This window comes from Clostridium sp. CTA-7, assembly GCF_054768095.1.
Window position 1 is genome coordinate 1 of record NZ_BAAAAV010000019.1, and the last position, 3,439, is coordinate 3,439.

The window sequence follows — 3,439 nt, forward strand, 5'->3', positions numbered from 1 at the left end:
GCTGGTAAATCTACATTAATGGGAATGTTATTTGGAATGTATCAACCAGAGGCTGGAATAATAAAAGTAAATGGAAAAGAAGTGAAAATTTCTAGTCCGAATGTAGCAAATGATTTAGGAATAGGTATGGTTCATCAGCATTTTAAACTAGTTGAAAACTTTACTGTAACAGAAAATATTATATTAGGTCTTGAACCAAAAAAATTCTTAACAGTTGATGTAAAAAGTGCAGCTAAAAGAATAGACGATTTATCAAAAACTTATGGCTTAAATGTTGACCCATATGCAAAGATAGAAGATATATCTGTCGGTATGCAACAACGTGTTGAAATCTTAAAAATGTTATACAGAAACGCTGATGTGCTTATTTTCGACGAGCCAACGGCAGTTTTAACTCCTCAAGAAATAGAAGACTTAATTGAAATAATGAAAAACCTTATAAAAGAAGGTAAATCAATAATATTAATTACACATAAGCTAAAAGAAATAAAAGCCGCTGCAGATAGATGTACTGTTATAAGAAGAGGTAAATGTATAGGAACAGTTGATGTAAAAACTACTACTGAAGCTGATATGGCAAAAATGATGGTAGGTAGACAAGTATCCTTTAAAGTAGATAAAAAACCTTCAACCCCAGGGGAAGAGGTATTAAGAGTTGAAAATTTATCAGTTAAAAATAATAAAAAAGTATTAGGATTAAAGGACTTTTCTTTAGAAGTAAGAAAAGGAGAAATAGTTGGTATAGCTGGTGTAGAAGGAAATGGACAGACTGAGATAGTTGAAGCTATAACGGGAATGAGAGAAATAGAAAGTGGAGCAATATTCTTTAACGGAAAGGATATTACTAAAACTTCAATAAGAGATAGAATTGATGATGGAATAGCACATATTCCAGAAGATAGACATAAAAGAGGACTAATTCTTGATTATACTATGGAAGATAACATGGTTCTTAAAGTTTATAAAAATGAACCGTTTTCTAAAAATGGACTTATAAATAGAAGTAAAATAACAGAATATGCAAATAACATTATAGAAACCTTTGATGTAAGATCAGGTGAAGGTGGAAAATCTATGGCTAGATCTTTATCAGGTGGGAATCAGCAAAAAGGAATTATTGGACGTGAAGTTCAATCAAATCCAGATTTATTAATAGCTGTTCAACCAACAAGAGGGTTAGATGTAGGATCAATAGAATACATACACAAAAGGCTTGTTGAGCAAAGAGATAGTGGGAAAGCTGTACTTTTAGTATCACTAGAATTAGATGAAGTACTAAATGTTTCAGATAGAATTGCTATTGTTAACAATGGTGAACTAATAGGAGTAGTAAATGCCTCTGAAACAGACGAAAACGAAGTTGGATTAATGATGGCAGGAATAAAGAGAGGTGAAAGCTAATGGAAAAAAATCAAGGTTTAAAATCTGTAATGGCTGTAATCTTAGGTCTTATTGCAGGTGCCATATTAATGGTAATCATGGGATTTAATCCTGTTGAAGGGTACGAGTATTTATTTAAAGGCGGATTAATGAATTTAGAAAGAATAGGTAACACTATAGCTACTGCAACTCCATTAGTGCTTACAGGACTTTCAGTTGCCTTTGCATTTAAAACAGGATTATTTAATATAGGGGCGCCTGGACAAATGCTATTTGGAGGATTTTGTTCAATAGCTGTAGGTTTAACACTGGATTTACCTAAAGCTTTACTTGTTCCTATAGTTGTATTAGTAGGAATTATAGGAGGAGCAGTATGGGCTACAGTTCCAGGATTATTAAAGGCTAAATTCAACGTTCACGAAGTCGTATCATCAATAATGATGAACTGGATAGCTTATTGGATAGTTTACTATAACATTCCAAAATATTTTAAGGGAGAATTCTTAGAAACTGAATCAAGAATGTTACCAGAAACAGCTACTTTAAGAGCTTCTTGGTTATCAAGTATATTTAGTGGATCATATATAAATTTAGGGATTTTCTTAGCAATAATAGCAGTTTTTGTTGTTTGGTTTATATTAAATAAAACAGTTTTAGGATATGAATTAAAAGCTGTTGGATTTAATAGATTTGGAGCAGAATATGCTGGTATGCCTGTTAATAGAAATATAATTATTTCTATGATGATAGCTGGAGCATTATCAGGTCTTGCAGGTGCTATACAATATACAGGTAACGCAAATATAATGCAAATAGGAGTTATGCCAACTCAAGGTTTTGATGGAATAGCAGTTGCATTACTTGGAGCAAGTAACCCTATTGGAGTTTTCTTCTCAGCGTTATTCTTTGGAGTACTATATGTTGGAAAAGGATTTATGAATGCTGCGGTAAAGGTACCACCAGAACTTGCAGACACTATAATGGCAACAATAATTTACTTTGCAGCAACAAGTATGATAATGGATAAAGTAATAAAAAGATTTAAAAAATCAARAAAAGATGACGATTCAAAAGGTAAAAATAGTTCTGCTGAAAGGGTGGTGGAAAAATAATGTGGAGCATAATACAACAAATTTTTCCATATGCAATTTCTTTTACAGTGCCTCTTTTAATAACAGCGTTAGGAGCACTTTACTGTGAAAGAAGTGGAGTTATAAATATAGGATTAGATGGRCTTATGATAATAGGTTCATTTGCTGGAGCATTAACAGTATCAAAACTACAAGCAAACGGAGTTGCAGGGGCTTTATGGATAGGTCTTTTAGTTGCAACTTTAGCAGGAGTTTTATTYTCCTTATTACATGCATTTGCAAGTATAAACTTAAATGCTAATCAAGTAATTAGTGGTACAGCAATAAATATGATAGCTGGAGCATTAACAGTATTCTTAGCAAGAAATATGACAGGTAGTGGTAATATAAGAGTAACAAATGGATTTATTCCAAAAGATATACCAGTATTATCAAATATACCTGTAATAGGACCACTTTTCTTTACTAAAACTTATGCAACAACATGGCTTGTAATAGCAATTTTAATACTAAGTGTATTCTTATTATATAAAACAAGTTTTGGATTAAGATTAAGAGCTTGTGGGGAACATCCGCAAGCGGCAGCGGCAGCTGGTATAAGCGTATTCAAAATGAGATATATAGGTGTCATGATATCTGGAGGATTATCAGCTTTAGGTGGAGCTATAATATTAGTAACATATTCTGGTGAGTTTAACGGAAATGTTGCTGGTCTTGGATTCCTAGCTTTAGCAGCATTAATATTTGGACAATGGAAACCTATGGGGATACTAGGAGCAACTTTATTCTTCGGATTTGCTTCAACTATAGCAAACGTATCTCAAGTTATACCATCATTAGCATCTATACCAGGTGTATTATTAAAGATTTTCCCATACGTTGTTACTTTAATAGCGTTAGTACTATTCTCTAAATCATCACAAGCTCCAAAGGCTTCTGGTGAACCATTTGATGCTGGTAAGAGATAA

General features: G+C 32.7%; 3 protein-coding genes. All 3 read left to right on the forward strand.

Annotated elements, in window-relative coordinates; translation table 11 throughout:
* Positions 1-1,401, forward strand: a 1,401-nt coding sequence (locus ACYUEX_RS18550; RefSeq protein ID WP_460289455.1) for an ABC transporter ATP-binding protein, incomplete at its 5' end; no start/stop codon positions are given.
* A complete protein-coding gene (locus tag ACYUEX_RS18555; protein WP_460289456.1) occupies positions 1,401-2,492 on the forward strand; it encodes an ABC transporter permease in 1,092 nt (363 codons plus the stop codon). The genes ACYUEX_RS18550 and ACYUEX_RS18555, both read left to right, overlap by 1 nt.
* Positions 2,492-3,439 (forward strand): ABC transporter permease, encoded by a 948-nt coding sequence (locus ACYUEX_RS18560; protein WP_411169004.1) that lies wholly within the window; start codon positions 2,492-2,494, stop codon positions 3,437-3,439. Before ACYUEX_RS18555 ends, ACYUEX_RS18560 begins: the two co-directional genes overlap by 1 nt.